The 5,243-nt window shown below is 46.1% G+C and carries 7 protein-coding genes and 1 pseudogene; 1 reads left to right on the plus strand and 7 read right to left on the minus strand.

Going from position 1 to position 5,243, the window contains the following annotated elements; genetic code table 11:
• From ACE1AQ_RS03635 to ACE1AQ_RS03660, 6 genes are all read right to left on the minus strand, one after another.
• The coding region (locus ACE1AQ_RS03635) for an RRXRR domain-containing protein (protein WP_374807877.1) at nt 1–144 on the minus strand (144 nt) is incomplete at its 3' end.
• Nucleotides 145–361: 217 nt separating this feature from the next.
• Complete coding sequence (locus tag ACE1AQ_RS03640) at nt 362–682, minus strand: P-II family nitrogen regulator (protein ID WP_008206554.1); 321 nt, start codon at nt 680–682, stop codon at nt 362–364.
• 398 nt (nt 683–1,080) lie between these two features.
• Nucleotides 1,081–1,929, minus strand: coding sequence for a transglutaminase family protein (locus ACE1AQ_RS03645; RefSeq protein WP_110545252.1), 849 nt, complete (start codon nt 1,927–1,929; stop codon nt 1,081–1,083).
• Nucleotides 1,923–2,429 (minus strand): hypothetical protein, encoded by a 507-nt coding sequence (locus tag ACE1AQ_RS03650; protein ID WP_002799014.1) that lies wholly within the window; start codon nt 2,427–2,429, stop codon nt 1,923–1,925. Before ACE1AQ_RS03650 ends, ACE1AQ_RS03645 begins: the two co-directional genes overlap by 7 nt.
• On the minus strand, nt 2,430–3,524 hold the full coding sequence (locus ACE1AQ_RS03655; protein WP_008206545.1) for a glycosyltransferase family 2 protein: 1,095 nt from the start codon (nt 3,522–3,524) through the stop codon (nt 2,430–2,432).
• A gap of 35 nt (nt 3,525–3,559) precedes the next feature.
• A complete protein-coding gene (locus ACE1AQ_RS03660) occupies nt 3,560–3,751 on the minus strand; it encodes a Thivi_2564 family membrane protein (RefSeq protein WP_039900597.1) in 192 nt (63 codons plus the stop codon).
• Between the two features lie 236 nt (nt 3,752–3,987).
• Between ACE1AQ_RS03660 and ACE1AQ_RS03665 the strand changes: the two are divergent.
• A pseudogene (locus ACE1AQ_RS03665) lies at nt 3,988–4,640 on the plus strand (ISAs1 family transposase); the annotation flags it as partial.
• 170 nt (nt 4,641–4,810) lie between these two features.
• Here ACE1AQ_RS03665 and ACE1AQ_RS03670 read toward each other — a convergent pair.
• Nucleotides 4,811–4,993: a hypothetical protein gene (locus tag ACE1AQ_RS03670; RefSeq protein ID WP_039900603.1), complete on the minus strand. Its 183-nt coding sequence runs from the start codon at nt 4,991–4,993 to the stop codon at nt 4,811–4,813.
• Between the last annotated feature and the right edge of the window lie 250 nt (nt 4,994–5,243).

A 5,243-nucleotide genomic window follows, 5' to 3' on the forward strand; every position in this document is an offset into this window, starting at 1 on the left:
TTCATCGGTTAGCTGGACATAGAAAATATCTAAGTCGTTGAATTTACCGATAGCTTTTCCTTCTTTAATCCACCGCCTGGCCCGACTGGGTTTAGTGGGCATCAACGGTTTTCCGTCTTTTGAGATAACAGGAACTCTTGCTATGGAGATAATCCTTAAGAGTAAAGTTAAAGTCCCTTACCGCAACACAATCCAGATGTCTTGTCTAACAACGCTTTACCAATAGAGCTTAGAGGTAATCCGAACTAGGGAAGTATTCGGAAGTCTGGGCCAGATTGTGTCTCGATCGGTAGTCTCTACTTGCGTCGCCTAAATTGGTCTAGGCAAGCCCCGTCCCTTTTAGGGCGGGGTTAGTGACGAATCAAATTATCTCAAACCCAGTCAACGCTTCGACATTTTGTCGGAAAGCGATTAAGGCATGATTAGCTTGATACTCGACGAGACCAGAGAAGATCGCCTCCGAGACTTCCTGCGAGACAACGGTTTTGATCTCAATATTGGTGTTATAACCGACCATATCTCCCTGGCGGTTGCCGTGGCGACCTGCGCCCTGGGCTTGCGAGAGGGTATAGCCAGTTACGCCTAACTCTTGCAGCAGCTTGATCATGCGGTCTTGCAAGACGGTTTCACCAATGATGACAACCAGTACAGCCAGTTTAATGGGTAGGGATGAGGATGACATGGGCAACTCCTAAAATGGGTTTTTCAAAGACAATGTTATTGACATCCTCACCACGCCACTTTTTTTGGATGGTCGCGTCAATGGGGTTGACGCAGATAGCGAAAAACGCTTAATTGCTTAAGTCTGACACTTTCGACCCGTCCGTTTTGAGTGTCCGAATGCCGGACGGCCACTTTGAACAAGTCGAAAAAATCTCATGTTCAACCTTATTTCCTAGAAAGTTTTACTCGTTCAAGGCCGAATTTCAATTCTTTTCTGAACGAAACCCCCTACTATCTGTGGTCAGGGTTTAGTTTTTAGCTTGGTTATCGCTTTTTCCATTGTAGCTTAAAGCCGTCCTCAAAGGACGGGGTTTTCAACCCAAATTTTCGATAATAGAATACCTGACTGGGGTACGCTCAAGAGATGGCGATCGCATCTGTTGTCGGTATCAAAATATTCTCGGAAATCGGCTTGGCATCGGGTAAGTAGTCCATAAAAAGCCTCATCTGATTCATTTGTACCGGACCAAAAATAGTGGCAAAAGAAACATCGGCGGCATCTCGTCCTGTGCCAACGCGAATTAGCCCGCTCTGAGGCACAAGGCGGGTAGGATCGAAAAGATACCAGCGATCCCCTAGATAAGCCTCAAACCAGGCATGAAAATCGGGGGGATTTAAACCATAGGCGTAGCCGGAAACAAAGCGTGCCGGAATGTTCAAAGCTCGACAAAAAGCAATGCCTAAATGGGCAAAATCACGACAAACGCCTACCCTTTCTATCGCTGTATCGCAAGCAGAAGTTAAAGAATCACTGCTACCAGAGAGATACAAAACATTGTCATAAATCCAGTTACAGATAGCTGTCACCCTGGAATAACCAGGGACTAAATGGCCAAATTCAGCCGCGACAAAGCGCAATAATCGATCTGACTGACAGTAACGACTCGGATAAAGATAGTACAAGATATCGAGGGGTAAATCGGCTGGCTTTACTTCAAAAATCGTACTGGGGTCTGAATAATAAGGAGATAAGCCAACGGTTGCTCGATAGGAAATTTGCAAATTGCCAGGAGGGGCATTGAGTCGAAAGTATCGATTTCCACTGACAGAAGTGATGTATTCCTCAATCGACCGTTGAGAGTTAGAATGGAGGTCTTCCTGAACAATAATCTGATGGTTGTTGCTGACAATAGCAACATTAAGAATTAGAGTGCTTGCTTGCTCAATGCTGTAGGTTAATTCACAGCCAAGTTCATACTTTAGCATATCGTTTTTCCCTGTCCTTTCAATACGAGCAGATGCTGGAGCCGAAGCCGATTGTAACGCTGCACCCATAAACAAGGCAGGTTGAAGGCTGTTCCCACGGCGAGGTTTACCAGCACACCCCAGCCAGGAGTCCAGAGCATCGTCACTAACCAAAACAGCCAGATGGCGATGTGAACGTATTCCGCGCGACGGGTTTCAGCCAAAAAACGGGACATTACGGCACAGTCCCCACCGCCAACGGATGTTTTGCGAAAACCTCCCGGGAAGAAATCCCCTGCTTCTGGCAACCGATCCTTCCATCGCTTGATCCGCAGTACCCGATTGTACCATTGTCTATCTTCCCCCCAGGGTCGTGGCCGGGTCAGGCAGGTGTCCGTTTCTAGGAATTTCAGGGGAAGTCGATGACCGACAAAACCGATCAAAAGTGACCAGGCTGTCCAACCGACCACACAAAGCCCGACGATTACCCCATCCGGTAACTGTAGTATAGATAATCTCATTCATTCACCTTGCCATCGGGTACTTATCCTTCGTCCTTTCCATTCGATTTGACCACGTTCGAGATTCAGAATTGCCAGCAGGAACACTGCAATGAAGAAGGCAACCGGAATGGGGAAGAAAAAGACGATTGCTCCGAATGAACCCACTGGCCATACAATTATGGCTAACTGTATGGCGAAGGCAAGATAAAGCAGTACGTTATATAGTAAGGATGAATTCCCGACAATCGGCCAGCCGAATAGGGATGCGGGCAGACACCAAGCCGCCCAGAACAACCCTGAAAGCCAGAACACAACCGCCAGCATCCGCAGCCAAGAGACTTCCCCTGCTGCCGTTGCAAAGTTTTTGTCGAAACCAACAACCAAGTCCCGCAGCCCGCCGGGGTACATCCGATAGTCCAGTTGGCCATGACCAATGTATGCACTCACTGGCAGTCCCGCACTCTCATAAATATGAGCCATGAACCAGTCTTCTACAACATATCCTGCCACAGCGTCGTGGCCGCCGACCCGCTCATAGTCATCCTTGCTGGTAGCCATAGCCGGTCCAAAAGCCACACCACCTCTTGCTCCCAGTTTGACAGCCATCAAGCCGACGAGATTGAACAGAACCGCTAACAGTTCGTAGGGGCGTTCAGTGCGGTGATAGGGCTGAACTGAGACCAGACCACCTAAGTGTTGAACAGTTGCCACCAGCCTGCGGAGCAGCTCCTCCCCTGGCTCAGTGTCGGCATCGAGAAAGACGAGAATATCGCCAGATGAGGCTGCATATCCGGTTTTGAGTGCCCAGTTTTTCCCTGTCCAACCTGTGGGCAAAGGGCTAGTCTGCACTACTTTCACCCCGGCCTGTTCGGCGATCTGTGGGGTAGCATCGGCGGACTGGTCATCGATGACAATGATTTCGTAGGGCTTGAATGTTTGCTGCTTTAAGGCTGTTAGCAAATTAGGGAGGGTACTCTCTTCATTCCTCGCCGGAATCAAGACCGAGACTTTAGGCGAACCGACGACTGAAAGGTCTGGAAGTCGCGGCAACCGCCACATCAATCCCCAGCCTATTAGCCAGCGCACCACCAGTGTGATGGACATCAGATCCATAATAATTCAACCTTTCCTTCCGTCTAGAACATCACTCACCTACCGATACGAATTCCCTTGAGAAAACTCAGCAATCCGAACACCTTAAGAATCCACAAAACTAGGGCGATGACAACCACAATGTTCAGGATTTGCTTGATCTTGCTGTCCATCGGAATGTAGTTGTTCACGAGCCCCAATAGAACCCCAACCACGATGATAACTACCATAAACTGGACCAGATCCATGACTGACCTCCTTTCTCCGATCTAATGAGTTTCGTCAAGTATTTTATTCTCTTCATTATTATATATGCTCGTTTATATATGCTCGTTAGGTGACCAGGGCAATCGCACACAATTCTTGAAGATACGCAATAAATCTACAAGATATCCTCATGGAATAGCAATTAGGAGATAAATATTAAATTTTTCAAGTTAGTATACAGAATATTAACTATCTGTTTACAGGTTCGCACAAAACAATGTTAACGGACAAATGTTCATCACCAACAGCCCTGATTGAAAAACACTTTGGCACTCTAAAAGACCCTAGAGCGTTACACAACATTGAGCATTTGTGATAGATATTATTGTGATTAATATCTGTGCAACCATTTGTGGGGCGAACAACTGGGAAGCAGTTGCTGCCTATAGTATAACCAAATATGAATGGCTAAAAACTTTTCTAGCTCTGCCTAATGGGATTCCCTCTCATGATACATTGATCCGATTATTTGCCCGTTTAAAATCAGAAGAACTCCAGTCATGCTTTATTAGTTGGATGCAAGCAGTTCATCAGGTGACCAATGGAGAACTCTTAAATGTGGACGGGAAAACCTTACGAGGGGCAAAAGAACGAGGAAATAACCGCAGTTTAATTCCTATGGTAAGTGTCTGGTCAGCCACTAATCATTTGGTACTTGGTCAACGAAAAGTCGCTGAAAAATCCAATGAGATTACTGCTATTCCTGAATTATTGAAGATTTGAGAAATTCGAGGTTGTTTAGTAAGTATTGATGCCATGGGATGTCAAACTGAAATTGCCTCTACAATTATTGAGCAAGGCGCTGATTATGTATTAGCATTGAAAGCTAATCAAGGCAATCTTTATGAAGATGTCACCCAATTGTTTAATAGTACATCAGTGTCTCATGCTGACGAGGCTTTACTTCTGTCTTAAACTGTATTATTGTCGGCTCTTCTAGAGTAGTTATGATATATTAAGTAGTCGTGCAAAATTAATTTCCTAGTGAAGATAGGCAAAAGGCAAAAGGCAGGAGGCAAGAGGTGGTTAGATATGTATAATTAGGGTCTGCTGAATAAATCTAAAAACCTTGTTGGATAAGACTTTTGGACTTTTTTACCCTCAAAAAGTGCCAGCCATTGCGGGGATCGGGGGGAAAATCCCTGGACTTTTTCCCTGAAAATTAGGTAGTTGACCACCTGAAAATCGATAAAACCCCACACCCCACACCCAACCCCCCCGATGTCGGGGGGGTTGGGGGAGCACACCCTGCCACCACCGAAAAGCTTTTTGCCGCAAACCCTAATTAATTTTGCTTAGGTACTTAGCAGAAAATAATCCACGCAAGCCCTGCGGCTCTTCTAGGTTCTGTGTGATAAGTTTAATTGACATAGGATCGATCGATCTTTGTGTCCTTTGTGTCTTTGTGGTTCGTTCCACCCCCTCGCTCTTGAGAAATGTATCTTAGAATACATTTTACCCACCAAAGCTGGG

It is taken from the genome of Microcystis sp. BLCC-F209, from assembly GCF_041928595.1.
In the GTDB taxonomy this organism is placed as follows: Bacteria; Cyanobacteriota; Cyanobacteriia; order Cyanobacteriales; family Microcystaceae; genus Microcystis.